Here is a 24,724-nt window from a genome sequence, read left to right as displayed (position 1 = left end):
AAATGCGTCTTGTGAAGACAAGCGACAGGGTGCTCACCGCGCGTACCCGGACCGAGGAGATGCGATGAACAGGCGTGAGATCCTACGGCGTAGCGCCGCCGCCGGGCTGCTGGCCACCCCCGCCGCCGGGCTGCTCGCCGGCTGCGCCACGTCGGGCGGGGGCGACGAGGGCGACAAGGCCGCGTACAAGGGCACCAAGAGCGAGCAGAACCCGCTCGGCGTGGCCGAGGACGCCCCACTCGAGGTGGTGATCTTCAACGGCGGGTTCGGGGAGGACTACGCCAAGGCCCACGAGGCCATGTACAAGGAGCGGTACCCGAAGGCGGAGATCAAGCACTCGGCCACCGCGGAGATCAGCAAGACGCTCCAGCCCCGCTTCGTCGACGGCAGCCCGCCCGACGTGGTGAACAACTCCGGCGCCGGTCAGATCGACTTCAACGGCCTGGTCTCCCAGAACGCGCTCGCCGACCTGGGCGAGCTGCTCGCCGCGCCGAGCCTCGACACGCCCGGCAAGACGGTCAAGGACACGCTGCTGCCCGGCACCGTCGAGGTCGGCTCCTACGACGGCCGGTTCCTGGTGCTCAACTACACCTACACGGTGTACGGCATCTGGCACTCCACCAAGCTGTTCGCCGACCGCGGCTGGGAGGACGCCAAGACCTGGGACGACCACATCGCGCTCTGCCGCCGGATCAAGGCCGCCGGTATCGCCCCCTGGACGTACGCCGGTGTGCACCCCCGCTACATGAGCTGGCCGCTGATCTCCACCGCGATCAAGCTCGGCGGCCCGTCCGTGGCGCTGGCGATCGACAACCTGGAGCCGAACGCCTGGAAGTCGGACGCGATGAAGACCGCCGCCGACGCCTGGCACCAGATCGTCAAGGACAAGTTCATCCTCGACGGTTCCCCGGGCCTGGACCACAAGCAGTCGCAGACCGCGTGGTGCCAGGGCAAGGCCGCGTTCATCTCCTGCGGCTCCTGGCTGGAGAGCGAGCAGAAGGACGTCACGCCGGCCGGGTTCAACATGACGGTCGCGCCGACGCCGAGCCTGGGCAGCGGCGACAAGCTGCCGTACGAGGCGATCCGCGGCACCGCCGGTGAGCCGTTCATGGTGCCGGCCAAGGCGCGCAACGTCGCGGGCGGCCTGGAGTACTTCCGCACCATGCTGTCCCGCAAGGGCGCGCAGGACTTCACCCGGAAGGTCGCCAGCCTGCCCGTCGTCGCCGGTGCGACCGAGGGCATCGACCTGCCGTACGGGCTCAGCACCGTGGTCAAGGCGCTCGACGCGTCCGGGTCCAACGGCTTCAACTGGGTCTACAACAACTACTACCGCAAGCTGGAGCGCAACCTGGTCGACGCGGCCTGCGGCGAGTTCTTCAGCGGCCGGATCTCCCCGGCCGAGTTCCTCGACCAGTGCCAGAAGGGCGCCGACTCGATCGCCGGAGACAGCTCGGTCAAGAAGTACAAGCGGTCCGCGTGATGCGACAGGGCCGCCTCCCCCTGATCCTCACGTTCCTCCTGCCACCACTGGCGTTGTACGGCATCTTCGTGCTGTCGCCGTACCTCCAGGCTTTTCAGATCTCCACCACCGACTGGATGGGCTACTCCGCGCAGGCCGACCCGGTCGGCATGGCGAACTTCCGCACGCTGCTGCACGACGGGTACGTGTGGAACGCGTTGAAGAACAACGCGATCCTGCTCGCCGTGGTGCCGGTGGTGACGATCGGGCTGGGCCTGTTCTTCGCCAGCATGCTCACGATGGGCGGCCGCAAGGGCCGGGCCGGTGTGACCGGGGTGCGCGGCACCTCGGTCTACCGGCTCGTCTACTTCTTCCCCCAGGTGCTCTCGGTGGTGATCATCGCGCTGCTCTGGAAGGAGATCTACAGCCCGACGAGTGGCCTGCTCAACGGCGCCCTGCGCGCCGTCGGGCTGGCCACCCCGGCCTGGCTCGGCGACCCGCGCTTCGCGTTCTGGTGCGTGCTGGCGGTGATGGTGTGGAGCAACGTCGGCTTCTACGTCGTGCTCTTCGGCGCCGCCATGCAGGCCATCCCGCGTGACATCTACGAGGCGGTGCTGCTCGACGGCGCGTCCCGCACCACGATGCTGCGGAAGATCACCATTCCGCTGCTCTGGGACACCATCCAGGTGGCCTGGATCTACCTCGCCATCGCCGCGCTGGACGGCTTCATCCTGGTCCAGCTCATGACGAACGGCGGGCCGAACTTCTCCTCCGACGTGATCGGGCTGCGGATGTACGACACGTCGTTCGGCAGCGAGAACAAGTTCGGGTACGCCTCGGCGATCGGCGTGGCGATGTTCTTCCTGACCCTCTCGGTGGCGGTGCTGGCGCTGCGCACCGCCCGGCGTGATCGGATCGAGTACTCGTGACCACCGTGAACACCGGCGCCCCGGCCGCCGAGACGACCCGCGTGAGGGCCCCCGCCGACCGGCCGCCGCGCCGCGAGCTGGGCGTCGCGAACGTCTTCTCGCACGGCTTCCTGCTGCTCTGGGCGGCCATGACGATCCTGCCGCTGGCCTGGATGGTGCTCAGCTCGCTCAAGACCAACGGCGAGATCGTCGCCGAGCCGTGGGGGCTGCCCGAGGCGCTGCGCTTCGACAACTGGACGCGCGCCTGGACCACCGCCCACATCGGCCGCTTCTTCTTCAACAGCCTGGTCGTGGTGGCCGGCTCGCTGAGCCTGACCATGCTGCTCGGCGCCACCGCCGCGTACGTCTTCGCGCGCTACGAGTTCCGCGGCCGGCAGGTCGTCTACTACCTGTTCGTCGGCGGCATGATGTTCCCGGTCTTCCTGGCGCTGGTGCCGCTGTTCTTCGTGGTCCGCAGCGTCGGCATGCTCGGCACCTGGCCCGGCCTGATCCTGGTCTACACCGCGTACTCGCTGCCGTTCACCGTGTTCTTCCTGACCGCGTTCTTCCGGACGCTGCCGACCTCGGTGGCGGAGGCCGCGCTGATCGACGGGTGTGGGCACTTCCGGCTGTTCTTCCGGGTGATGCTGCCGATGGCGCGACCGGGATTGATCAGTGTCGGGATCTTCAACTTCCTCAGCCACTGGAACCAGTTCCTGCTGCCCCAGGTGCTGCTGCCCGGCGACGGGCAGAACCGGATGCTCGCTCAGGGACTGAGTTCGCTCGCGGTGAGCCAGGGCTACGCCGGCGACTACGCCCAGTTGTTCGCCGGCCTGACCATCGCGGTGCTCCCGGTGCTCGTGGTGTACGTGGCGTTCCAGCGCCAGGTCCAGTCCGGACTGACCGCCGGGCAGCTCAAGTGAGGTGGTTGCCACAGGCAACGGGGCAGTGGAGAACATCGAGCTGACCTAGGGTGGGCCGGCACGCTCATCTATCGACAGGAATCTCATGTTCTTCCTCCTCTACACACTGTTGCTGATGCTCGGCGGCATCGCGATGATCGCGGTGGGCATAGCCGTCAAGGAACAGGGCAAGGGCTCCCGGATCCTCAACGTGGTCATCGGCCTGGCCTTCTTCGGGTACGGCTTCTACCTGCTGTTCCTCTTCGACGGTGACAGCTACCGGATCTTCTTCTACGTCTTCGTGCTGCCGATCCTGCTGATCGTGCGCGCGGTCAAGGCGCGCAAGGAGGCCCGCGAGCAGGCCGCGGCGCAGCAGTACGCGGGCGGCCAGCAGTACCCGGGCGGGCCGTCGTTCCCGGGTGGTCAGCAGTACCCGGGCGGACAGCAGCAGCCCGGCATGTACCCGGGGGCGGGGCACGGTCAGCCCGGCCCGGCGTTCCCGCCCGCCCCGGGGCAGCCCGCACCGTACGGCGCCGCGCCGCAGGGGCGCCCGGGTCAGCCCGCCCCGCAGGGCTGGCACCAGGCTCAGCCCGGTTCGCAAGACCGATACTGATCAGCGCGAGTGCGGCTCACGCCGAGAACTGCCGGAAGCCGCGAGTGGAACGTCATGGGTGTCGAACCGGCGTTTTGACACCCATGGCGTTCCACCCAACGGCCGCCGCCGCGGCGCGGCGGGGCGCAGCGCAGGGCGGGCGGGTCAGGCGGGCGGGGGCACCAGGCGGGTGTGCAGTGCCGCCGGGTCGGTCACCTCGGGCAGGTCGCGGGCTGCCAGCCAGGCCGCGGCGGCCGCACCGTCCCCGGCGCTGTGCAGCGGCGCGTCCGGCCACCGGTCGGCGAGTTCCGCGCGTACCGCGCCGGCCAGCGGGGTGTCGCCGGTGAGCAACCCGCCGCCGAGCACCACCGGATCGGCCGCGCCCGGTGGGCGGATCCGGGAGACGCTCTCCGCCAGCAGCGCCGCGGCCTCGGCGATCAGCGCGACCGCTGCCGGCTCCCCGTCGCGGGCCGACGACACCACGAGCGGCGCGAGCCGGGCCAGTTCCACCGGCGGCCGCCGGGTCACCGCCTGCACCACGGCTCCGGCCGTCGCGCGCGGCTGAGCGTCCACAGCGGTCGTGCCGGTCAACTCCGCCAGCACCTGCCGGGCCAGCTCACCTGGGGTGTCCGCGCGGTCCAGGTCGGTCAGCAGCCGGCGGACCGCCTCGCGGCCGAGCCAGAATCCGGAGCCCGCGTCGCCGAGCAGCCAGCCGTGGCCGTCGGCGGTCCGGTCCAGCCGCAGGTCGCGTACCTGGGCGGCGATGGCGCCGGTGCCGGCGACGAGCACGGTGCCGTCCGGGGCGGCGGTGCCGGAGGCGTAGGCGACCAGGGCGTCGCCGTGCACGGCGTACGGGCACCGTAGCCCCGCCTCGGCCCACGCCCGGTCGAACGCGTCCCGGCCGTGCGGGTCGGCCAGGAGGCGGCCGGCCCCCGCGAGGCCGATGACGCCGGCGCGTACCCGATGTGGGTCGATGTCGGCGAGCGCCGCGCGCAGGGCGGCGAGCAGCTCGGCGGCGGCCTGGTCGGCACCGTGGCTGGTGGGGTTGCCACCGCCGGCGCGGCCGGCGCCCAGGCGGGTGCCGTCGAGGCTCAGCGCTGTGGCGCGGGTGGAGGTGCCCCCGACGTCGAGGCCGACCACGACGGTGTCCGACATGGTCCCCATGCTGGTCGGCCGCGTCTCCGGGCGCAAGATCGCGCCGGCGCGGCAGGTAACAGTTTGAAAACTTCACCCACGCCCTTGACACGGAGGGGCCTTCAGTAAGAACTTTTACCACTAACAGTTAACACTCTTTTCCGAAAGGCGCCCGCCGATGGCCGAGCACGAGGTGGAGACTTCCGCGGCGACCGCGGTGGTCGATGCCGGTCCGGCCGACCGGCTGGGCGCCGACGGGGTGCTGGCCCGTGTCCGGGCCGGCACGGGGGAGCTGACCGGGGCGCTGCGCCGGGTCGCCGAGCACGTGCTCAGTGACCCGGAGGCGGCCGCCCGGGCCACCATCGTCGAGCTGGCCGAGCGCAGCGGCACGTCACCGGCGACCATCACCCGTTTCTGCCGGGCGATGGGCTTCGAGGGGTACGCGGACCTGCGGCTCGGCATCGCCGCCGAGACCGGCCGGGCCCGCTCGGCCGGCTGGACCGTCGACATCGGACGGGAGATCCAGCCCGGCGACCCGCTGTCCCGGGTGCTCGACCAGATCATGGCCGCCGACACGCGGGCCATGCACGACACCGCCGCGCTGCTCGACCTGGCCGAGGTGGAACGCGCGGCGGTCGCCATCGCCGGGGCCAGCCGGGTGAACATCTTCGGGGCCAGCGGCAGCGCGCTCGTCGGCGAGGAGATGCAGTTCAGCCTGCACCGCATCGGCGTCGCCGCGTGGGCCTGGAGCGACGTGCACGAGGGACTCGCCAGCGCCGCGCTGCTCGGGGCCGGGGACGTCGCGCTCGGCATCTCGCACACCGGGCAGACCCGGGAGACGATCGAGCTGCTCGCCGAGGCCGGCAGCCGCGGTGCCACCACCGTCGCACTCACCGGCTTCCCCCGCTCGCCGCTGGCCGAGCTGGCCGACATCGTGCTGGTCACCGCCAGCCAGGCCACCACGTTCCGGCCGGACGCGCTCTCCGCCCGGCACCCGCAGCTCGTCGTGCTCGACCTGCTCTACATCGCGGTGGCGCAGCGCACCCACGACCGCGCCCACGCGGCCTTCCGGCGTACCGCCCAGGCCGTCGACGGGCACAAGGCCGCGAAGGGGGCCCTCTCATGATCAGTGCCCAGAGGTACGCCGACGCGGTCCGCCCGGTGCTCGACCGGCTGGTGGACAGCCAGGCCGTGGCGGTGGACCGGGCAGCCGACCTGATCGCCTCCGGGCTGCGCGCCGGCGGCGTCCTCCAGGCGTTCGGCGCCGGCCACTCGGAGGCGTTCGCCGCCGAACTGGTCGCCCGGGCCGGCGGGCTGGTCCCCGCCAACCGGCTCTCCCTGCACGACCTCGTGCTGCACGGCGACGCGCCCCGCGACGTGCTCGCCGACCCGAAGCTGGAACGCGACCCGGCCGTGGCGCACCAGCTCTACGCCCTGGCGGCACCGCAGCCGGGGGACGTGTTCGTGGTCGCCTCGCAGTCCGGCATCAACGGCTCGGTGGTCGAGCTGGCGACGCTCGTCAAGCGCGGCGGCCACCCGTTGATTGCTGTCACCTCGGTCGAGCACACCGCCCGGGTAGCTCCTCGGCACCCCTCCGGGCACCGGCTCGCCGACCTCGCCGACGTCGTGCTGGACAACGGCGCGCCGTACGGCGACGCACTGCTGCCGCTCGAGGGCGGCGGCGCGGTCTGTGCGGTCTCCTCGGTCACCGCGGCGCTGCTGGCGCAGTTGCTGACCGCGGAGGTCGTACGACGGTTCCACCAGGCCGGAGAGGTACCCCCTGTCTACCTCTCCGCCAACGTCCCCGGTGGGGACGAGCACAACCTCGCCCTCGAGTCGCGGTACGCCGGGCGTCTCCGGCGGACCGCCTGACCCGACCCACAAGGAGAGACAAGATGTCGGTTTCCCCCGAGAAGTTCGGCGACGTCAGCCGTCGGACCCTGCTGCGGCGTGCCGCGGCGGCCGGTCTGCTGGCCGTACCGGCGGCGGGTCTGCTGAGCGCGTGCGCCGGCAGCGAGCCGAGCAAGTCCGACGGCGGCGGCGCGGCCAAGAGCAAGGACAACCCGTTCGGTGTCAAGGACGGCAGCGCGGTCAAGGTGGTCGTCTTCAACGGTGGCCTGGGCGACCAGTGGGCCAAGGAAGACAAGGTCATCTTCAACGCCAAGCACGCGAACGTCACGGTCAACATGTCTTCGACCCAGAAGATCAAGACCGAAGAGCAGCCCAAGATGGCGACGCAGCCCAGCGACCTGGTGATGAACTCGGGCGCCGACATGATGGACCGCAGCACGCTGATCAACGAGGGCGCGATCGAGCCGCTGGACGACCTGCTCACCGCGCCGGCCTGGGACAGCGAGGGGACGGTGGCCGACAGCCTGCTGCCCGGCACGGTCGCCGACGGTACGCAGAACGGCAAGTTCTACGTCGTGAACGTGGCGTACACGGTGTGGGGCAACTGGTACAACGCGGCCCTGTTCTCCAAGGAGGGCTGGACGGCGCCGACCACCTGGGACGAGTTCTTCGCGCTCGCGCCGAAGATCAAGGCCAAGGGCATGGCGCCGTACGTGCACGACGCGGTGCACGGCTACTACCCGCGCTGGGCGCTGTTCGCCAGCATCTGGAAGGCCGTCGGCAAGCAGGCAGTCGTCGACATCGACAACCTGAAGGACGGCGCCTGGAAGGCCGACGGCATCGTCGCGGCGCTGGAGCCGTGGGAGAAGCTGGTCAAGGACAAGCTGCTGCTGCCGGGCAAGCTCGACCACACCCAGTCGCAGCAGGCGTTCCTGGACGGCAAGGCGGCCTTCATCCAGGTCGGCACCTGGCTGAAGAACGAGATGGCCGCGACCATCCCGCCGGGCTTCGAGATGACCATCTCCGACTACTGGAGCAAGAGCGGGGACAAGGCCGCCAAGGACGTCTTCGCCTCCTCCGGCGAGGGCTTCGTGGTGCCGAGCAAGGCGCCGAACAAGGAGGCCGCGAAGGAGTTCCTGCGGGCCATCCTCTCCAAGGCCGGTTCGGCGAAGTTCGCCGAGCTGACCAAGTCGCTGGCCTCCACCAAGGGCTCCGGCGACAACGTCCAGGACACCGCGCTGGCGTCGGCGAACTCGCTGATGAAGAACGGCAGCTCGGACCTGATCTCGGTGAAGTTCCCGGACTTCTACGCCGACCTGGACAAGGAGAGCCAGAACCTCTCCGAGGAGCTGATGGCCGGCCGCCTGACCGCGCAGCAGTTCGTCGACAAGATGCAGGCGGCCGCCGACAAGGTCGCCAAGGACTCGTCGATCAAGAAGCAGACCCGCACCGCCTGATCACCGCGAGGAAGTGAGTCCAATGCGGCACGGAGTCGCGCGTTTCGTCACGGGCTTCCTGGCCCTGCCCGTCGCGCTGTACCTGTTCTACGTGGTGTGGCCGTTCGCCCAGGCGGCGGGATACTCGCTGACCGACTGGGGCGGGTACTCCGATTCCCAGCGCTTCGTCGGGCTGGACAACTACGTCCGGCTGTTCTCCGACGAGCTGATCCGGAAGGCGTTCTGGCACAACGTGTTCTTCCTGGTCACCGTGCCGCTGTTCACGATCGCGCTGGCCCTGTTCCTCGCGTTCCTGCTCAACGTGGGCGGACGCGAGGACAGGGCCGGCATCCGCGGAGTGTTCGGCTCCGGGATCTACAAGGTCATCTTCTTCTTCCCGCAGGTGCTGTCGCTGGTGGTCATCGCCGTCATGTGGCAGCAGATCTACCGCACCGACGGGCAGGGCCTGATCAACGGCCTGCTCATCAAGATCGGGCTGGTCGACGCGGACAACCCGATCGCCTTCACCGCCGACCCGGAGCCGTTCCTCGGCGTGCCGGCGGTGCTCTGGTGGCTGTTGTTCATCGCGGTGTGGAGCGGCGCCGGTTTCTACATGGTGCTGTTCTCCGCCGCGATGCAGTCCATCCCGAAGGACATCTACGAGGCCGCGATCCTCGACGGCGCGGGCCGGTTCCACACGTTCTTCAAGGTGACCCTGCCGCTGCTGCGGGACAGCATCTCGGTCGCCTGGGTCTATCTGGGCTTCATCGCGCTGGACATGTACGCGCTGGTGTTCGTCATGACGCCGAGCCAGGGCGGGCCGAACCACGCCAGCGAGATCTTCGCCTCGGTGATCCAGTTCAACGCCTTCCAGAAGGGCCAGTTCGGTTACGCCTGCGCGATCGCCGTCGCGCTGGCCATCTTCACCATCCTGCTGGCCGCGCTCCAACTGAGGATCACCCGCCGTGAGCGGATCGAGTACTGAGGAGGTCTGGACGATGAGCACTGTGACCCACACCTCCGGCCCGGCCCGGTCCGACACGGCCCCGCCGGACCGGCCGCCCGCGGACCGGCGGGCGAAGGACGTCGGCAACGGCTTCGGCGGCCGGATCTTCAACGGCTTCTCGCACCTGTTCCTCGCGGTCTGGGCGATCATGGTGGTCTACCCGCTGCTGTGGGTGGTGATGTCGGCGCTCAAGACCGACTCCGAGGTGATCCGCGAGCCGCTGTCGCTGATCCCCGACGCCCTGCAGTGGGACAACTTCGCCCGCGCCTGGACCGCCGGGATCGACAGCTTCTTCCTCAACACGCTGCTCGTGCTGGTGTTCAGCGTGACGCTGACGATGCTGCTCGGTTCGATGGCCGCGTACGCCCTGGCGCGCTACGAGTTCCGCGGCAACCGCCTGATCTACTGGATGTTCCTGTCCGGGCTGACGCTGCCGATCTACCTGGCCGCGGTGCCGCTGTTCAAGGGCGTCTACAACACCGGGGTGAGCCTCCCGCTGCTCGGCCCGAACAAGCACCTCATGCTGATCCTGGTCTACGTGGCCTGGTCGCTGTCGTTCACGATCTTCTTCATGCACTCGTTCTTCCGGACGCTGCCCGACTCGATCGCCGAGGCGGCCCAGGTCGACGGGGCCTCGCACACCCGCACGTTCTTCAGCGTGATGCTGCCGATGGCCAAGCCGGGCCTGATCAGCATCGGCATCTTCAACGTGCTCGGCCAGTGGAACCAGTGGTACCTGCCGACGCTGCTCATGCAGTCGGTGTCCGGCGAGCCGAAGAACCAGGTGATCGCCCAGGGGCTGATCGAGCTGTCGGTCAACCAGGGCTACAAGTCCGACTGGAGCGGACTCTTCGCCGGGGTGACCATGGCGATGCTTCCGGTGCTGATCGTGTACATCGTCTTCCAGCGCCAGGTGCAGTCCGGCCTCACCGCCGGCGTCGGCAAGTGACGCGCGGGGCCCCGGCTCGACGAGCCGGGGCCCCGGCCTGTCGGTGGCAGCGGGCAGAATGCGTCCGTGCTGGTGGCGGTGGTGGCGGATGAGCGGGGCGTCGGCGTGCTGCAACCGCTGCACGCCGACGGCACCCCGTCCGGCCCGGCGGAGGAGGTCACCGACCTGGCCGCCGCCGTGGCCGCCCGGGAGGCCGCCGGGCGCCCCCGCTGGATCTGGGCCGCCTGGACGGGCGTCTACCCGGCGCTGCTGCGCGCCGGGGTGCGCCTGGACCGCTGCCACGACGTCGAGCTGACCGAGGCGCTGCTGCTCGGGCACGCGGGCCGGTGGGGTGAGCCCCGCGCGCTACCCGCCGCCTGGGCCCGGCTCACCGGCGCGCCGGTCCCGCCGGACCCGGCGCCCCGCCCGCCGGAGCCGCCGGGCCACGCCCAGGCCGCGCTCTTCGAGCCGCCGTCGGGCCCGCCCGGTCCGGGCATCACGGCGTTGACCCGGGTGTACGCCGACCAGCTCGCCCGGATCGCCGCGACCACCCACCCCGGCCGGTTCCGGCTGCTGGTGGCCGCCGAGTCGGCGGGCGCGCTGGTGGCCGCCGAGATGGGCGCGGCCGGTCTGCCGTGGCGCGTCGACGTGCACGACGCGATCCTGGCCGACCTGCTCGGTGAGGCGTCACCGGTGGGCGGGCCGCCGCGTCGGCTGGCCGAGTTGCAGGCCCGGATCGCCGACGCGTTCGGCGTACGCCAGGTGCACGCCGACTCGCCGGCGGAGCTGTTGCGGGCGTTCGCCCGCGCGGGCGTGGACCTGCCGAACACGCGGGCCTGGGTGCTGCGCGGGGTGGAGCATCCGGCGGCGCCGCTGGTCCTGGAGTACAAGGAGCTGTACCGGATCTGGACGGCGCACGGCTGGGCCTGGCGCGACGCCTGGGTCGCCGGCGGCCGGTTCCACCCGGAGTACGTGCCGGGCGGCGTGGTCTCCGGCCGGTGGGCGACCCGGGGCGGTGGGGCGTTGCAGATCCCGAAGGTGATCCGGCAGGCAGTGGTGGCGGACCCGGGCTGGACGTTCGTGGTCGCCGACGCGGGCCAGCTCGAACCGCGCGTGCTCGCGGCGGTCTCCGGTGACGAGCGGCTCGCCGCGGCGGGTGGGGCCGGTGACCTGTATGCCGCGCTGGCCCGGGACGCGTTCGCCGGTGACCGGGCGAGGGCCAAGGTGGCCCTGCTCGGGGCGATGTACGGGCAGACCGGCGGCGCGGCGGTGCCGGCGCTGGCGGTGCTGCGGAAGAACTATCCGACCGCGTTCGGCTACGTGGAGGCGGCGGCGCGCACCGGTGAGGCGGGTGGGCTGGTCCGGTCCTGGCTGGGGCGTACCTGCCCGCCGGGGTCGGCGGGGTTCGCCGAGGGTGACGAGGCGCTGCCCGACGGCGAGGCCGACCCGCACAGCCCGTCGGCCCGGGCGGCCCGGTCGCGTGGTCGTTTCACCCGCAATTTCGTCATCCAGGCGACTGCCGCCGAGTGGGCCTCCACGCTGCTGGCGACGCTGCGCACCGAGCTGGCGGGCACGGAGGCGGAGCTGGTGTTCTTCCAGCACGACGAGGTGGTGGTGCACTGCCCGGCCGGGCGGGCGGCGGCGGTCGCGGAGGCGGTCACCGCGGCCGGCGCGCGGGCCACCCGGTTGCTGTTCGGCGACACTCCGGTCCGGTTCCCGCTCGACACGTCCACTGTCGACTGCTACGCAGACGCGGCATAGTCACGCAAATTTCCGTTTTGCCCCGCTACCCGCATCCGGTCGTGCTCGTTGGGCCCGGTGTGCGTACGACGGGACGGACCGGGCGGCTGTGCCCGGTCCGTCCCCTGATCGAGGGGGCACCGCTGAACCGGATCGCTGCAATGATCATCGCCGCCGGAGGCGGCCGCCGCATCGGCGGACCCGAAGCGCTGCTGCACCAGGGCGAGAAGCCGCTGGTCAGCCAGATGATCGACACGATGGCCGAGGCGGGCTGCGCACAGGTCGTGGTCGTCCTGGGCGCGGCGGCCGAGCAGGTGCGGCAGACCACCGACCTGACCGGCGCCACGGTCGTGGTCAACCGCGCGTGGGGCACCGGCGTGGGCTCCTCGATCCGGGCCGGGCTCGCCGCGCTCACCGACGACGACATCGAGGCCGTCGTCGTGGTGCCGGTGGACATGCCCGGGCTCACCGCGGCGGCGGTCCGCCGGGTGACCGCGCTGCCGTACCCGGACGTGCTGGTTTGCGCCACCTATGACGGGCTGCGCGGTTACCCGATGCTGTTCGGCCGCCGGCACTGGTCCGGCATCGCCACGCTGGCCAGCGCCGACGTCGGTGCGCGGCCGTACCTGCTGGCGCACAAGGAGCAGATCGTCGACATCGCCTGCGACTCGGTGGCCGACGGCAGCCGGATCGACAGTCCGGAGCTGATGGCGCTCTACGGCCTGTCCATCCCCGAACAGCGGGTCGGCGCCTGAGGCGCGCCGCGCTGTCGGACCCGGATGCCACGATGCCGTCATGGCCTACGACGAGGACCTGGCGAACCGGGTACGGGAACGTCTCGGGCGCGAGCCCGGCATCACCGAGCGGCGCATGTTCGGCGGCCTGGCGATGATGCTGCGCGGCAACATGGCGGTGGTGGTGCGCGGCGCGGGCGGTCTGATGGTCCGGGTCGACCCGGCCGAGGCCGAGCGCGCGCTGGCCGAGCCGGGCGCCGAGGCGACAGTCATGCGGGGCCGGGAGATGCGGGGCTGGGTCACCGTGTCGCCCGATGCCTGCGAGCGCGACCCGGACCTGACCCGCTGGGTCGAGCGGGGCGCCCGCTTCGCGCGCACCCTCCCGGCGAAGTGACGCGCCAGCGGGGGAAATCCGGCTGCGCGCCCGGGCCGCCCGGCCTACGCTCCTGACCTGCTGCCGACGATGGCGGCGGCGGATCGGAGACGGGCGGATGGCGGTTCACCTCTACGCGGTAAGCCTCGACGCGGGCGACCCGCGGCGGCTCGCCCGGTTCTGGTCCGGGGTGCTCGGCCGGGAGATCCTCGACGACCCGGGCGAGGGCGTGGCGCTGGGCGGCGACGCCCACAGCGACTTCCGCATCCGGTTCCTGCCCAGCGCTGCGCCGAAAACCGTGCAGAACCGGATCCACTTCGACCTGACCAGCGCGTCGCCGCAGGCCCAGCGGGACACCGTCGACCGGGCGCTGACGCTGGGCGGGCGGCACATCGACATCGGCCAGGGGCCGGACGACGACCATGTGGTGCTCGCCGACCCGGAGGGCAACGAGTTCTGCGTGATCGGGGCGGGCAACAACTTCCTCGCCGGCTGCGGCCCGCTCGGCGCGGTCAACTGCGACGGCACCCGGGCGGCCGGCCTCTTCTGGAGCGGGGCGCTGGGCTGGCCGCTGGTCTGGGACCAGGACGAGGAGACAGCGATCCAGTCGCCGCGCGGGGGCGCGAAGGTCACCTGGAGCGGGCCGCCGCTGATGGACGCCGGCGGGCGGGACCGCGTACACCTGGATCTGGTCGCGGACGGCGACCGGGACGCGGAGATCGACCGGCTGCTGGCGCTCGGCGCGACCCGGGCCGGTACGGGAAAACACACCGCCGGCGACGTGGTGCTGGCCGACCCGGACGGCACCGAGTTCTGCCTGCTGACACCCCGCTGAGGCGGGTGCGGCCCCGGCGGACCGCACCCGCACCGATCAGCGCAGCCGCAGGCTCGGCTCCAGCGTGACCTCGAACAGCCGGTCCCACGGCAGCTCGACCCGCACCGCGGTGACCCGGTCCAGCGTCGCGGTGAACGTCTTACGTCCGCGTACCCCGAGCACCAGCTCGTGCCCGGCGAAGTGGTCGGCGAAGTACCGCTCGGTCAGCGGCACCAGCCGGTCGCGTACCCAGCCGTCGAAGTAGCGCTTCTGCTCGGCGGTCAGCGCCAGCGGGTCCCAGCCCTGCGCGCGGGCGTGGGCGTACGCCTCGACCTGCACCACGTTCTTCCACGGGTCGTCCTTGACGAACCGGTAGAGCAGGTACTCGGCGTGCGCCCGGGCCGGCCCGCGCAGCTCCGGCACACCGAAGCCGCTGCCGGAGGAGCGCAGGTACGCCCACCGCGCGGTGCCGTGCGCGAGCGCCAGCCCGAGCGCGTTGCCGCCGGTGTTCCACCCCGAGTACGACAGCAGCGCGGGCAGGTCCAGGCGGGCCTCCATCCGGGACACCAGGTCGTGGTCGCCCTTGTTGACGATCAGCGGGTCCACCACGATCACCTGGGTGCCGGCGGCCAGCAGCTCACCGATGCGGCCGACGAACGCGTCCAGGTCCGCGGCCCGCTGCCCGGCCGCCGCCGAGGGGGTGTTCACGGCGAGGACGATGTCCGCGTCGCCGGTCACCACCCGGCCGCCCACCGAGGTGACGTGCCGGCGGATGTTCTCCGCGAACGGGATGCCCTCCAGCGCGGCGGTCCAGCCCTCGCCGGACACTCCCGCGTACTCCACCCGGTAGGTGGGCGCGGCACCGGCGGCGACGACGCGCGCGACGAGCAGCGCGTTGACCTCGTCGGCGCCGGGGAAGATCTCCACCCGGTCGCCGACGCCGAGCCGCGCCACCAGCGCCTCCAGCTCGACCCGCTCGGCGCGGGCCAGGCCGACCGGCGCGGTGTCGTCCTCGGAGAGCACCAGGTGGCTGATCGTCCCGTCCGCGACCCACTCCACCATCAGCCGGTTGACCTGGTGGTTGCGTGCCCGCGCGGCCAGGTAGTCCTCGACCACGGCGTCCGGGATGCGCGCCCGCACGGCGTCGAGCTGGCCGCGCAGCGACTCCTGGCCCAGGTTGACCACCTGGTCGTACAGCTTGGCCCACTGGACCAGCAGGTCACGGTAGTTGTCCAGGTCGGTGCCGGTGCTGGTGATGGCGAGCCGCTGGATCGTGTCGTGCACCTCGATCACCGCGTCGGACCGGCGTGCGCGCAGCCGCCGGATCGCCTCCAGGTTGCGCAACGCGTCGGCCAGGGCCGGTGCGGCGGTACGCGAGGCGATCAGGCCCCCGTACGCCAGCATGCTCACCGAGATCACGTACCCGTCGACGCCGTCGGTGCCGTCGAGCCAGCGGGCGATGCCGGCGCCGTCACCGGGGGTGAAGAAACGGCCCAGCAGGTTCCGCGGCGGCAGCAGCACCTCGGCGTCGGCGCTCGCACCGGTCATCTCGGCGCAGTACGTGTTGACCGGCCGGTCGTCCAGCGGCACCAGCGCCACGCTGGGTCGCCGGCCGGTGGGCCGGGCGAAGGCGGGGCCGCCGAGGGCGACGGTGGCCAGGCCGGCCGCGCCGGTGGCCGCAAGAAGGGTTCTTCTCTTCATCGATGCTCCCTTTTCTCCGGCGCGCTCGCCGCCCGGGGGGTGGCCGGAACCAGCCGGCGGGTGATCCACAGCGGTGAGGTGACGGCGTTGCCCATCACCACCGCGTGGGCGCCCGCCTCGAAGGCCCGGCTGATCTGCTCCGTGGTCCGGTAGCGCCCTTCGGCGATCACCGGTACGGGCAGCAGCGCGGCGAGTCGCGCCACGAGCCCGAGGTCGGGCCCGTCGATCGGTGGGCCGGCCGGCGTGTAGCCGGACAGCGTGGTGGCGACCGCGTCCGCGCCGGCCTCGACGGCGGCGACGCCCTCGGCCACCGTGGCGACGTCGGCCAGGACCAGCGCGTCGCTCTGCTCGTGCACCGCGCGGACGGTGTCGGCGAAGGCCCGGCCGTCGGGCCGGGGGCGGTCGGTGGCGTCCACCGCCACGACGTGCGACCCGGCCCGCGCCGCCTCGAGCGCGTGCCCGGCGGTCGGGGTGATGAAGACGCCCTGCGTGCCGTGCTTGTACAACCCGATCACCGGCACGTCGACGGCGGCGCGTACCGCCCGCACGTCGTCGGGGCCGTTGACCCGGACCGCCACCGCGCCGCCGCGGACCACGGCGGCCGCCACGCGGGCCTGGACGTACGGGTCGCGCATCGGGTCGTCCGGGTCGTCGGGCAGGGGCTGGCAGGACACGACCAGCCCGCCTGCGAGTTCGTCCAGGACACTCACGTGCTTGTTCCTCCGTCGTGGTGGATCGGTGCGGTGGCGAGCCGGGCGGCGCCGACCACCACCGCGTCGGCGCCCAGCGCCGCGGGAAGCAGCGGCACGTGCGCCCAGCCTCCGGGTAGCTCCGCCCGGTAGGCGGCCGTGGCGGCGGGAAGCACTGTGCCGGCGGCGCCGCCGGCGACCACCACCGCGTCGGGGTCGAGCAGGGCGACCAGTCCGGCCAGGGCCGCGCCGAGCGCGGCGCCGGCCCGGTCGACCACCTGCCGGGCGGTCGCGTCGCCGGCCGCCGCGCGCCGCGCCACCTCCCGGCCGGTGACCGGGTCACCGCCGGTGAGCGCGTACGCGGCGGCCAGGCCGGTGCCGGAGGCGATCGCCTCCAGGTGCCCGTACCGGCCGCAGCCGCAGCGCAGCCGGTGCGCACCCGGTGCCGGCAGGTGCCCGAGCTGGCCGGCCGCGCCCCGGGCACCGGCCTCGACCCGCCCGTCGTTGACGATCGCGCCGCCCAGCCCGGTGCCGACGGCGGCCAGCAGCACGTGCCCCCGGCCCCTTCCGGCGCCGGCCCAGCACTCGCCGAGCGCCGCCGCGGCGACGTCGTTGGTGACGCGCACCGGCCGGCCCAGCCGCGCGGACAGCTCGTCGGCGACCGGGGTGCCGGCCCATCCGGGCAGGCTGTCTGTGGCGTACCGGATGGCGCCGGTCGCCGGGTCGACGGTGCCCGCGGTGCCCACCCCGACCGGCCCGGGGCCGGCGGCGGCGAGCAGGTCCGCGGCCAGGCCGGCGGCGGTGTCCAGCACCGCTGCCGGCCCGCCGCGCGCGGGGGTGGGCGCCTCGCGGCGGCCGAGCACCCGCGCACCGGGACCGACCAGGGCGGCGGCGGTCTTGGTGCCGCCGATGTCGATCCCGACGACCGGCTCGGTCATCCCTTCAGACCGGTGTGCGCGAGGCCCTCGACGAACTGCTTCTGCGCGATGACGAACACCGCCAGCACCGGCAGCGCGGTCATCGACGCCGCCGCGAGCTGGACGTCCCACATCGGGCCGCCGTACGCGTCGACGAACTGGGTGAGCGCCTGCGGCAGGGTGAACTTGTCCGGCGAGGAGAGGAACACGATCGGTTCCAGGTACAGGTTCCAGCTGTGCAGGAACGTGAAGATGGCCACCGCGCCGAGCGCGGGCCGGGACAGCGGCAGCGCGATCTTCCAGAACGTGGCGAAGCGTCCCAGCCCGTCGACCCGCGCCGCCTCCTCCAGCTCACCGGGGAGGCTGATGAAGAACTGCCGCATGATGAACGTCGCCAGCACGCTCGGCGCCCCGAAGATCGGCACCAGGATCAGCGGCCAGTGGGTGTCGATCAGGTCGAGCTTGAAGAACATCTGGAACAGCGGCACGATCGTCACCTCGCTCGGGATGAGCAGGCCCGCGAGGACGACCAGGAACAGCACGTTCTGCCCCCGGAACCGGATCCGCGCGAACGCGTACCCGGCCAGTGACGCCACGGCCAGCGTGCCGACGGTGACCAGCAGCGCGATGTAGAGGCTGTTCAGGTACTGCTGCCCGAACGGCTGCAGCTCGAACACCCGCCGGTACGCGTCCAGCCGCGGATCGGTCGGCAGCAGCTGCGGCGGGAAGGAGAAGATGTCCGCCACCGGCTTCAGCGACGAGGTGACCATCCACCAGGTGGGGAACACGAACGGGACGGCCAGGACCATCAGCACCCCGTAGAGCACCAGCTTGGTCCGCCGGGACAGGTCACGATTCATGGAAGACCCACCTCTTGCGCATCTGCCACTGCAGCACTGTCAGCGCGAGCACGATGACGAACAGCAGGATCGACAGCGTGGCGCCGTAGCCGAAGTGATGGAACTGGAAGGCCTGCTGGTAGAGGTAGTAGACGAGCACCGTGGTCGAGGTGCCGGGCCCACCCTGGGTGAGCACCGCGATCTGCGCGAAGACCTGCAGCGAGCCGACCACCGTGATGATCGACGTGAGCATGATCGTCGGGCTGATCAGCGGCACGGTGATCCGCCAGAACTGGCGCAGCCGGCTCGCGCCGTCGACCTCGGCGGCCTCGTACAGCTCGGCCGGCACGCCCTGCAGGGCGGCCAGGAACAGCACCATGTTCAGGCCGACGTTCTTGAACACCTGCACGACGATCACCGACAGCATCGCCGTGCCCTCGCCGCGCAGCCAGTTGGGACCGTCGACGCCGATGGTGTCGAGCAGGCCGTTGATGCCGCCGTTGTCCTGAAGCAGGAAGCCCCAGACGATGGTCCACGCGACGAGCGAGACCACCACGGGGGAGAAGAACAGGGTGCGGAAGACGATGGTCCCGCGCAGTTTCTGGTTGAGCAGGACGGCCAGCAGCAGCGCCAGGCCGAGGTTGAACACGACCAGGCCGACCGAGAACAGGCCGGTCGACCGCAGCACCGGGCCCAGGTTGGGGTCGTCGGCCAGCGCGGCGTAGTTGTCGGTGCCGATGTAGTCGAAGCTGCCGGCCAGCACGTTCCACTCGTGCAGGCTGTACCAGACCACGAGGACCAGCGGCAGGATCACGAAGACCACGCTGCCGAGCAGCTGCGGGGTGATGAACAGGTATCCGGTGAGCTGGTCCCGGCGGCGGGTGGTCCAGAACGGCCGGGCCCGGCCCGGGGCGGGCCCGGCAGCAGCCGGGCCCACCCTGGTGTCCGTCTGGGTCATGATCCTCGGCCCTACTTCGCCAGCAGCGGCTGGATCTTGGAGCAGACGCCGTCGAGTACACCCTTGACGTCCGCGTCCGCCTTCCACAGCGGGTCGAGCGCGGCGCGCACCTGCTGGCTCAGCTCGGCCTGCCCGGAGTGGCTGGGCTTGACAGTGCCGTTGGTGATGCCGTCGATGACGACCTTCTGCAGCTGCTCCGGCTTGAGCTTCGGGTTCGTCTTCGCAAGCGTCTCGGCGGTCAGCTGGGACTGCCGCGGCGGCGGGAAGAACTGGGCCAGCTTCGCCGAGTTGGCGGGGTTGGTGAAGAAGGCCAGGAAGTCGGCGGCCTGCTCGGCGTGCGGGCTCTTCTTCATCACGCCGATGCCGGCCTGGCCGACCACCGCGTACGGGCCCTTCGGGCCGGCCGGCAGCGGGACCAGGTCCCAGTCGAAGCCGTTCTCCTTCAGCAGCGAGGCGCGGGAGATCTGGGTGACGGTCATGGCGGCGTCACCGGCGAAGAAGTCGGCGGTCGTGCCCGGACCGGGCAGCGCCTTGCCGGTGAAGATCGCCTTGTGCAGCGTGGTCATCGCCTCGACCATCTCCGGGCTGTTGAACCCGCAGCTACGGCCGTCCTCGCTCCACGCCTGGGCACCCCAGCCGGTCCAGAACGTGGCCAGGTTGTCCCAGCCCTTGTAGTCGAAGTCGCGGACCACGAGCCCGGCCTTGCCCGACTTCGCGGCGGTGGCGCCGGCCGCGGCGAGCGCGGTGTCCCAGTTCCACTGCCCGGCCGCGATCAGCTCGGCCGGGGTCTTCTGCCCGGCCTTCTTGAGCATGTCGTTGTTGACGAACACGCCGAACGGCGAGGTCGAGAACGGGTACGCGAAGAGCTTCCCGTCGTTGCGCCAGAGCTTCAGCGTGGCGGGGGAGAGGTCGTCGTACTGGTAGCCGTCGGCCTTCTTCAGCGTGTCGTCGAGCGGGCTCAGCGCGCCGGAGGCGACGAAGTCCGGTGCCGAGTTCTCGAAGATCCACGCGAGGTCCGGCGCGTTGCCGCCGGCGATCTGCGTGGTGAGCGTCGTGGTGTAGTTCTCGAACGGCAGCGGGTCGAACTTGATCTCCGCGACGTCCGGGTTGTTCTTGCGGTACTCGTCGGCGATCTCGTTGAACAGCTTGAGGTGCGCCTCGTTCGCCGACCAGACGGTCATCCGCAGGCTCGCCGGACCGTCGTCCTTGGCGTCGCCGCCACCGCCACAGGCGGTCAGGGCGAGCACACCGGTCATGGTCGCCGCGACCAGGCCGGACAGTCTTCCGTATCTCACTTTCTTCTCCTCACCGGGGGTTCAGTAGCCCGCGATCTGCGGCCAGCGGCATTCCACGCCGGCGGCCGAGATGCGGTCCGTGAATTCGGCCAGCAGGCGGGGGGTGCCGCGGACCGCGCGCGGGGACTCGCCCCGCGCAAGGCAGAAGTCGGCCAGCAGGCCGGCGACCTCACCGACGTTCCACTCGACCGGGTGCAGTCGGTAGCTGCCGTTGGTGATGTGCGTGGTGCCGATGTTCTTGCCGGCCGGCAGCAGGTTCTCCATCCGCTGCGGGATGAGCGCGCCGAGCGGGATCTCGAACGGGCAGGAGCCGACGTCGATGTAGTTGTCGCCACCGGTCGACGGGTGCAGGTCGATGCGGTACATGCCGACACCGATCGAGTCGGCGTAGCTCACCGCGCCGTGCTCGCCGCGTACGGCCAGGGAGAGGTCCTGCTCGACCACCGTGTACTCGGCGCGGATGCGGCGCGACTCCCGGATGTAGGGCGCCTGCGCCAGCCCGTCGGGGCTGCCGGTCACGTCGCCGCGTAGCCGCAGCCCCGGGTAGCCGGTGCCGCCGTCGGGGCGGGGCGCCTCGGTCTGCAGCCAGTACAGGACGGAGTACGACAGCTCGCGCGCCTGGGACAGGTGCCAGGACGCGTTCGGCACGTCGATGACCGGGCCCTCGAAGTAGTCGATCATCGGCCAGTTGACCAGCGTGATGTCGCTGCCGTACGCGCCGTCGACGAAGTTGCGCCGCGCCGCGATGCGCCGGAACGTCCACAGGTTGCCGTCGCCCGGGTTGAGCCGCTGGTCGGCGTTGACGCCCAGCGGGTCGTCGTCCGGGTTGGGCGTGAAGCTGCGCTCGACGATCTCCAGCGTGCGCGGGTGCGGCGACCGCCAGGACAGCAGCCGGTCGCCCCAGAAGTCCGGCTTGTAGTCACGCCAGAAGTCGTAGTTCGCCGGGCGGTCGATGGTGTGGTCGCCGTCGACGTGGTCGAGCGCGAAGCAGACGGACACCGCCTGCATGTTCAGCGGCTGCGCCTCGGCGGGCGCGCTCGGCTCACCGGTCTGCGCCTGCGACTCGAACCCGGTCACGTACTCGGTACCGGTCAGCGGCAGCAGCTCACCGGTCTCGGTGGCGTCCAGGACGTACGGCGCCTCCACCTCGATCCGCTCGTCGCGGTCCCGATGGGCGAGCGTGACGCCGGTGACCCGGCCGCCGTCGGTCTCGGCCGCGACCGGCCGGTACGGCTGCAGCACCGTCAGCCGCCCGGACCCCCGGTACGGCGCGAGCATCTGCTCCAGGACCGCGACCGCGACGCGGGGCTCGTGGCAGAGCCGGCTCACCCAGCCGGCGCCCGGGTTCAGGTCGGTCCACGCCCGGGACCGCTCGGTCAGCGGGTAGTGGCGGCGGTAGTAGTCGCGGATGCCGTCGCGCAACTCCCGGTAGCTCGCGGTGGCGCCGAACTGCTCGATCCAGGAGTGCTCGTCCGGCGGGACCGCCTGGCTGGTGAGCTGCCCGCCGAGCCAGTCGAACTCCTCGGTCAGGATGACGGACCGGCCGGCACGGGCCGCGGCCAGCGCCGCGGCGACACCGCCCAGTCCGCCCCCGACGACGAGGACGTCCGCACGCATTAGTACCACTTGCTTCCTTCCAGTTGCGCGGCCGGGCGTGTCAGCGCCGGTCGGCCGCCGATCCAGGGACGCCGAGGGTGTCGCCCTCGACGAGTTCGCAGGGCAGGAGCCGTTGCTGGAGGCCGCCGGCGCTGCCGTCGATGACGCCGGTCAGCACCTCGACGGCCTGGCGGCCCATCTCCTCGCGCGGGATGCGGAACCCGGTGAACGTGATGTCGGTGGGCACCGGGACTGTGGGGTCGCCGAGGGTCACGACGGACAGGTCACCGGGCACCGTGAGCCCCTTGCGGCGGGCGGCTGCCTCCAGCGCCACGGCGGTGGCGAAGTCCTCCACGAAGGCGACGGTGCTGCCGTCGGCCCGCAGGTCGTCCACTGTGGCGTCGGCGGTCTCCGCCGTCGCGGTGATCTGGCGGGCGCTGTCCGCGCCGGTCGCGCCGGCGTGGAAACCGCTGCGCCGGTCGTGCGAGGACTCGGCCGAGGTGCCCATGCCCACGTACGTCAGCCGCCGGTGTCCCAGCTCCACCGCCCGCTCGGCCAGCCGGTGGACCGCGCTGGCGTAGTCGGCGCCGACGTAGGGCACCGGGCCGCCGGCGTCGTCGCGGCGTCCGACGGCGACGTAGGGGAACCCGTCGCGGTTGAGCCGGAGCAGCTCCGCGCCGTCGATCTCCCGGCCGAGCAGGATGCAGCCGTCGGCCAGCCGCAGCCGGTTGTCCTGGTGGAAGATGCGCCGCCGGCCGTCCACCACCGGGGCGCTGGTGAACAGCAGCAGGTCGCAGCCGACCCGTTCGGCGTACTCCTCGATGCCGAGCAGGAACGGGTGGAAGAAGTCCCGGCTGCCGCTGGGGAAGGCCGGCTCGTAGGTGAAGACGCCGATGATCCGGTTGAACCCGGAGGCGAGGCGGCGGGCGGCCGGGTCGGCGGCGTATCCCGTCTCGGCGATGACCTGCAGCACCCGGTCCCGTGTCTCCGGCGCGATCCGGACGTCGGCGTCGGTGCGGTTGTTGAGCACCAGCGACACGGTCGCCTGGCTGACGCCGGCCATGCGCGCGATGTCACGCTGGGTGACACGCCTGGGGGGAGGGGTCACGTCGGTCCTTCCACTTCCGCTAATGCGTATTAGCGATCGGGTCGGGATGGAGCCTGGCTGCTCTCCGGGCGTCCTGTCAAGGGGTGGCCGGAAGATTTCCGTTCGATGAACCCCCTGATGTAATGCGGATTAGCAACCGCGTCCGCCATCGGCTGGCAGCCTGTCTCGGCGGGGATCTTGACAAGGGTCGACCGGGCGCGCGACAGTAGGCGGACCTCGGCGCTAATGCGCATTAGCGTGTCGTCGATCGTCTGCGCGGGCGATCGACGACGCCTGCTTCCCTACCCAGAGTGATGCCGGGTGCGGCCTCTGCCCGCCGCCGTCCCGGGCGCTACCGTGCCGATAGGACGGTCGTGGCGCCGTCCGCACGGGGGAGGGGACAACGTGGGCACCACTGTCGCTCGTCATCTCGCCGGAGCCGTCGCGGCGTGGCTCGTCGTCGTCGCGGAGGCGGTCGCCGGCTACCTCGGCCTGCTGGCGTACGCGCTGGTCACCGGCGCCGACCCGGGCGGCCCGCTGGCCGGGCCGCTGCTGGTGCTGATCGCGGCGCTGCTCGGCGTGGCCGCGCTGCCGCTGCTGTTCGCGCCGGCCGTCGCGCTCGGTGAGGCGGCGGGCCGGCGGTGGGCCGGTCCGGCGCTCGCGTACGCCGGGCTCGTCGCGGTCGTGCTGGCCGCCGGGTACGCCGCCGCGACGGCGGTCGCCACGGACGTGCCCGGCGCCCGGGTGCCGCTGGTGGCCGGGATCGCCGCGCTGCTGGTCCTCCCGCCGACGGCGGCGTACGCGCTCACCGCCCGCGGCGTGGGCTGGACCGCCCGGCTGATCCGGGCCCGGGCGGCCACCGCCCGCCCGGTACGCGCCGAGGCGCGCTGACCTACACCTGGATGTCGAAGCGCTGCAGCACCGAGGGGGCGACCAGCCCCACCGCGGCCAGGACGGACAGGATCGTCATCGCGGTGCGCAGCACCACCGTCTCGGCCTTGCTGCCGGTACGCAGCGCGATCTTGTTCGGCAGGCCGATCATCGTCCACATCCGGCGTTTGATCGGGATGGGCCACAGGATCGGCACCCCGGCCCGGGTGATCATGTCGCCGAGGATGTGCACGAAACAGCCCACCCCGACCGCGAGCCCGATCATCGGATAGCCCCGGTCGCCGGGCAGGTTGGCGAACGTGAACCAGGCCGCGGCGGCGGACACCAGCGTGACCACCACCCAGCCGGCGCGCTCGGCCCACTTGTCGAACAGCCCGCGCAGCGCCAGGCCGATCATGAAGAAGAGGATGCCGACCACCGCCCATTTGCCGTAGTGGGCGCAGAGCGCCGTGGTGCCCCAGCCGACGAGCACGGTGAACGGGATGGTGTGGGTGAGTGTGCGGTGCCCGTTGTTGCGGCGCGGATCCTTGCTGAGCTTGGTGGCGTAGTAGACGCCGAGCGAGATCTTCTCCATCACCTCGGCGACGAAGAGGCTGACCACGCCGAAGGTGCGGGCCACCGTGGCGCCGCCCTGGTTGCGGGTGACCTTCCCGGACAGGTCGAGGTCGGGAAAGAGCGCCCCACCGGCGCAGACCGCGGTGCCCACCGCCAGGGCCAGCGGTGTCTGGTGGTAGTCCGCGAACTGGGCCATCGCCCAGGAGCCGGTCAGCCACACCGCCGCGCCCGAGAGCGCGTGGGACGGTCCCATCATCTCGGCTCGTCCTTCCCGAAGATCTTGATCCACAAAAACTACGCCACTGTAGTCAGCCCGTGT

24 protein-coding genes are annotated in these 24,724 nt (G+C 71.7%); 14 read left to right on the top strand and 10 right to left on the bottom strand.

Annotation, left to right across the window (positions count from 1 at the left end; translation table 11 throughout):
- Window positions 1–64: 64 nt before the first annotated feature.
- The 4 genes from ngcE (SM452_RS23075) (at window position 65) to SM452_RS23060 (ending at window position 3,882) form a co-directional block, all read left to right on the top strand.
- On the top strand, window positions 65–1,480 hold the full coding sequence (gene ngcE / locus SM452_RS23075; protein ID WP_262014343.1) for an N-acetylglucosamine/diacetylchitobiose ABC transporter substrate-binding protein: 1,416 nt from the start codon (window positions 65–67) through the stop codon (window positions 1,478–1,480).
- Complete coding sequence (locus SM452_RS23070) at window positions 1,480–2,388, top strand: carbohydrate ABC transporter permease (RefSeq protein ID WP_013287344.1); 909 nt, start codon at window positions 1,480–1,482, stop codon at window positions 2,386–2,388. Before ngcE (SM452_RS23075) ends, SM452_RS23070 begins: the two co-directional genes overlap by 1 nt.
- Window positions 2,385–3,290, top strand: coding sequence for a carbohydrate ABC transporter permease (locus SM452_RS23065; RefSeq protein WP_355509684.1), 906 nt, complete (start codon window positions 2,385–2,387; stop codon window positions 3,288–3,290). Before SM452_RS23070 ends, SM452_RS23065 begins: the two co-directional genes overlap by 4 nt.
- Before the next feature lie 85 nt (window positions 3,291–3,375).
- Window positions 3,376–3,882 carry a hypothetical protein gene (locus tag SM452_RS23060; RefSeq protein WP_463840686.1) on the top strand — a complete coding sequence of 169 codons (507 nt, stop codon included), beginning with the start codon at window positions 3,376–3,378 and terminating at the stop codon, window positions 3,880–3,882.
- A 144-nt stretch (window positions 3,883–4,026) separates the two neighbouring features.
- On the opposite strand, the gene SM452_RS23055 is transcribed toward SM452_RS23060, so the two are convergent.
- Window positions 4,027–5,016, bottom strand: coding sequence for an N-acetylglucosamine kinase (locus SM452_RS23055; RefSeq protein WP_463840685.1), 990 nt, complete (start codon window positions 5,014–5,016; stop codon window positions 4,027–4,029).
- A 157-nt stretch (window positions 5,017–5,173) separates the two neighbouring features.
- On the opposite strand from SM452_RS23055, the gene SM452_RS23050 reads away from it, so the two are divergent.
- From SM452_RS23050 to SM452_RS23010, 9 genes are all read left to right on the top strand, one after another.
- Complete coding sequence (locus SM452_RS23050; RefSeq protein ID WP_120569014.1) at window positions 5,174–6,121, top strand: MurR/RpiR family transcriptional regulator; 948 nt, start codon at window positions 5,174–5,176, stop codon at window positions 6,119–6,121.
- Window positions 6,118–6,867, top strand: a complete 750-nt coding sequence (locus SM452_RS23045; protein WP_120569015.1) for an SIS domain-containing protein — start codon at window positions 6,118–6,120, stop codon at window positions 6,865–6,867. The genes SM452_RS23050 and SM452_RS23045 overlap by 4 nt, the downstream gene beginning before the upstream one ends.
- 23 nt (window positions 6,868–6,890) lie before the next feature.
- A complete protein-coding gene (ngcE, locus tag SM452_RS23040) occupies window positions 6,891–8,303 on the top strand; it encodes an N-acetylglucosamine/diacetylchitobiose ABC transporter substrate-binding protein (protein WP_262014339.1) in 1,413 nt (470 codons plus the stop codon).
- Between the two features lie 22 nt (window positions 8,304–8,325).
- Window positions 8,326–9,267 carry a carbohydrate ABC transporter permease gene (locus SM452_RS23035; RefSeq protein WP_120569017.1) on the top strand — a complete coding sequence of 314 codons (942 nt, stop codon included), beginning with the start codon at window positions 8,326–8,328 and terminating at the stop codon, window positions 9,265–9,267.
- 13 nt (window positions 9,268–9,280) lie between these two features.
- Window positions 9,281–10,237, top strand: coding sequence for a carbohydrate ABC transporter permease (locus SM452_RS23030; protein ID WP_013475962.1), 957 nt, complete (start codon window positions 9,281–9,283; stop codon window positions 10,235–10,237).
- A gap of 66 nt (window positions 10,238–10,303) precedes the next feature.
- Window positions 10,304–11,977, top strand: a complete 1,674-nt coding sequence (locus tag SM452_RS23025) for a bifunctional 3'-5' exonuclease/DNA polymerase (RefSeq protein ID WP_463840684.1) — start codon at window positions 10,304–10,306, stop codon at window positions 11,975–11,977.
- A gap of 140 nt (window positions 11,978–12,117) precedes the next feature.
- Window positions 12,118–12,711, top strand: a complete 594-nt coding sequence (locus SM452_RS23020; protein WP_363734030.1) for a nucleotidyltransferase family protein — start codon at window positions 12,118–12,120, stop codon at window positions 12,709–12,711.
- Window positions 12,712–12,751: 40 nt separating this feature from the next.
- Entirely contained in the window at window positions 12,752–13,084 is a 333-nt protein-coding gene (locus SM452_RS23015; protein ID WP_463840683.1) for a TfoX/Sxy family protein, read from the top strand.
- Window positions 13,085–13,181: 97 nt separating this feature from the next.
- A complete protein-coding gene (locus SM452_RS23010) occupies window positions 13,182–13,898 on the top strand; it encodes a VOC family protein (protein WP_355509701.1) in 717 nt (238 codons plus the stop codon).
- Window positions 13,899–13,934: 36 nt separating this feature from the next.
- On the opposite strand, the gene SM452_RS23005 is transcribed toward SM452_RS23010, so the two are convergent.
- From SM452_RS23005 to SM452_RS22970, 8 genes are read right to left on the bottom strand one after another with little or no spacing between them, the layout of a single operon-like run.
- Window positions 13,935–15,578, bottom strand: a complete 1,644-nt coding sequence (locus SM452_RS23005) for a DUF4127 family protein (protein WP_463840682.1) — start codon at window positions 15,576–15,578, stop codon at window positions 13,935–13,937.
- The gene (locus SM452_RS23000) at window positions 15,575–16,288 is read right to left on the bottom strand and encodes an N-acetylmannosamine-6-phosphate 2-epimerase (RefSeq protein ID WP_463840681.1); all 714 of its coding nucleotides are present in this window, start codon (window positions 16,286–16,288) and stop codon (window positions 15,575–15,577) included. Before SM452_RS23000 ends, SM452_RS23005 begins: the two co-directional genes overlap by 4 nt.
- On the bottom strand, window positions 16,285–17,205 hold the full coding sequence (locus SM452_RS22995; RefSeq protein ID WP_463840680.1) for an ROK family protein: 921 nt from the start codon (window positions 17,203–17,205) through the stop codon (window positions 16,285–16,287). The genes SM452_RS23000 and SM452_RS22995 overlap by 4 nt, the downstream gene beginning before the upstream one ends.
- On the bottom strand, window positions 17,202–18,044 hold the full coding sequence (locus SM452_RS22990) for a carbohydrate ABC transporter permease (protein ID WP_013475968.1): 843 nt from the start codon (window positions 18,042–18,044) through the stop codon (window positions 17,202–17,204). The genes SM452_RS22995 and SM452_RS22990 overlap by 4 nt, the downstream gene beginning before the upstream one ends.
- On the bottom strand, window positions 18,034–18,981 hold the full coding sequence (locus SM452_RS22985) for a carbohydrate ABC transporter permease (protein ID WP_043329779.1): 948 nt from the start codon (window positions 18,979–18,981) through the stop codon (window positions 18,034–18,036). The genes SM452_RS22990 and SM452_RS22985 overlap by 11 nt, the downstream gene beginning before the upstream one ends.
- Window positions 18,982–18,992: 11 nt before the next feature.
- A complete protein-coding gene (locus SM452_RS22980) occupies window positions 18,993–20,276 on the bottom strand; it encodes an ABC transporter substrate-binding protein (RefSeq protein ID WP_013475970.1) in 1,284 nt (427 codons plus the stop codon).
- 21 nt (window positions 20,277–20,297) lie between these two features.
- Complete coding sequence (locus SM452_RS22975) at window positions 20,298–21,893, bottom strand: FAD-dependent oxidoreductase (protein ID WP_463840679.1); 1,596 nt, start codon at window positions 21,891–21,893, stop codon at window positions 20,298–20,300.
- 40 nt (window positions 21,894–21,933) lie between these two features.
- Window positions 21,934–22,980: a LacI family DNA-binding transcriptional regulator gene (locus tag SM452_RS22970; protein WP_262014330.1), complete on the bottom strand. Its 1,047-nt coding sequence runs from the start codon at window positions 22,978–22,980 to the stop codon at window positions 21,934–21,936.
- 384 nt (window positions 22,981–23,364) lie between these two features.
- Here SM452_RS22970 and SM452_RS22965 point away from each other — a divergent pair, with 384 nt between their 5' ends.
- Window positions 23,365–23,850, top strand: coding sequence for a hypothetical protein (locus SM452_RS22965; protein ID WP_355509712.1), 486 nt, complete (start codon window positions 23,365–23,367; stop codon window positions 23,848–23,850).
- A gap of 1 nt (window position 23,851) precedes the next feature.
- On the opposite strand, the gene SM452_RS22960 is transcribed toward SM452_RS22965, so the two are convergent.
- Window positions 23,852–24,661: a metal-dependent hydrolase gene (locus tag SM452_RS22960; protein WP_262014328.1), complete on the bottom strand. Its 810-nt coding sequence runs from the start codon at window positions 24,659–24,661 to the stop codon at window positions 23,852–23,854.
- Between the last annotated feature and the right edge of the window lie 63 nt (window positions 24,662–24,724).

Source organism: Micromonospora sp. SYSU B005 (assembly GCF_055362685.1).
Note: the sequence above shows the minus strand (reverse complement) of the source record. Positions and strands in the feature narration are given on the sequence as shown.

Excerpts from the sequence above, each read along its gene's own strand:
- SM452_RS22985 (WP_043329779.1), bottom strand. The coding sequence starts at position 18,981 with ATGACCCAGACGGACACCAGGGTGGGCCCGGCTGCTGCCGGGCCCGCC.
- SM452_RS23055 (WP_463840685.1), bottom strand. The coding sequence starts at position 5,016 with ATGTCGGACACCGTCGTGGTCGGCCTCGACGTCGGGGGCACCTCCACC.
- ngcE (WP_262014339.1), top strand. The coding sequence starts at position 6,891 with ATGTCGGTTTCCCCCGAGAAGTTCGGCGACGTCAGCCGTCGGACCCTG.
- SM452_RS22975 (WP_463840679.1), bottom strand. The coding sequence starts at position 21,893 with ATGCGTGCGGACGTCCTCGTCGTCGGGGGCGGACTGGGCGGTGTCGCC.
- SM452_RS23060 (WP_463840686.1), top strand. The coding sequence starts at position 3,376 with ATGTTCTTCCTCCTCTACACACTGTTGCTGATGCTCGGCGGCATCGCG.
- SM452_RS23035 (WP_120569017.1), top strand. The coding sequence starts at position 8,326 with ATGCGGCACGGAGTCGCGCGTTTCGTCACGGGCTTCCTGGCCCTGCCC.
- SM452_RS23050 (WP_120569014.1), top strand. The coding sequence starts at position 5,174 with ATGGCCGAGCACGAGGTGGAGACTTCCGCGGCGACCGCGGTGGTCGAT.
- SM452_RS23070 (WP_013287344.1), top strand. The coding sequence starts at position 1,480 with ATGCGACAGGGCCGCCTCCCCCTGATCCTCACGTTCCTCCTGCCACCA.
- SM452_RS22995 (WP_463840680.1), bottom strand. The coding sequence starts at position 17,205 with ATGACCGAGCCGGTCGTCGGGATCGACATCGGCGGCACCAAGACCGCC.
- SM452_RS23045 (WP_120569015.1), top strand. The coding sequence starts at position 6,118 with ATGATCAGTGCCCAGAGGTACGCCGACGCGGTCCGCCCGGTGCTCGAC.
- SM452_RS22990 (WP_013475968.1), bottom strand. The coding sequence starts at position 18,044 with ATGAATCGTGACCTGTCCCGGCGGACCAAGCTGGTGCTCTACGGGGTG.
- SM452_RS23030 (WP_013475962.1), top strand. The coding sequence starts at position 9,281 with ATGAGCACTGTGACCCACACCTCCGGCCCGGCCCGGTCCGACACGGCC.
- ngcE (WP_262014343.1), top strand. The coding sequence starts at position 65 with ATGAACAGGCGTGAGATCCTACGGCGTAGCGCCGCCGCCGGGCTGCTG.
- SM452_RS23005 (WP_463840682.1), bottom strand. The coding sequence starts at position 15,578 with ATGAAGAGAAGAACCCTTCTTGCGGCCACCGGCGCGGCCGGCCTGGCC.
- SM452_RS22960 (WP_262014328.1), bottom strand. The coding sequence starts at position 24,661 with ATGATGGGACCGTCCCACGCGCTCTCGGGCGCGGCGGTGTGGCTGACC.
- SM452_RS23020 (WP_363734030.1), top strand. The coding sequence starts at position 12,118 with ATGATCATCGCCGCCGGAGGCGGCCGCCGCATCGGCGGACCCGAAGCG.
- SM452_RS23015 (WP_463840683.1), top strand. The coding sequence starts at position 12,752 with ATGGCCTACGACGAGGACCTGGCGAACCGGGTACGGGAACGTCTCGGG.
- SM452_RS23010 (WP_355509701.1), top strand. The coding sequence starts at position 13,182 with ATGGCGGTTCACCTCTACGCGGTAAGCCTCGACGCGGGCGACCCGCGG.